The 370-nt window shown below is 64.1% G+C and carries 1 pseudogene; it reads right to left on the bottom strand.

Annotated features, from left to right (window positions below):
• Positions 1–370 (bottom strand): annotated as a pseudogene (locus tag MAXJ12_RS34200) (ISNCY family transposase); the annotation flags it as partial.

Genomic DNA, 370 nt, shown 5'->3' with positions numbered 1-370 from the left:
ATGCCGATGTGACGCTGCAGCATCGGCAAGAACCGCTCGCTGTCGGCCGGGTTGCCGGCTTCGATCACCAGATCGAGGATCATGCCGCTCCTGCCGGTGGTCAGATTGAGCTTGTGGCCATAATGGACGTCGCGGCTGGCCTTGACGATGACATCGGCATGCGGCTCGAACAGGCTCACCAGCTTGTCGCAGGCCGGCACCGCCTCGCCGGCCAGCACCCGCCGTTCAGTCTGGGCTATGATTTGCTCGATCAGCGGCCGGTAGTGGCCAACCTGAGCTTGCCACAGGGCGCCGGCCGGGCCCGCCGACAAGGGCAACTTTTCCGCAGCCTGCTTCAGATAATCCAGGGTGTTGCGGGTGATCCTGAGCA

Origin of the sequence: Mesorhizobium alhagi CCNWXJ12-2 (assembly GCF_000236565.1) — a bacterium.
Taxonomy (GTDB): Bacteria; Pseudomonadota; Alphaproteobacteria; order Rhizobiales; family Rhizobiaceae; genus Allomesorhizobium; species Allomesorhizobium alhagi.
The sequence above is the reverse complement of the archived record's forward strand: the minus strand, read 5'-3'. Positions and strand labels throughout refer to the sequence as shown.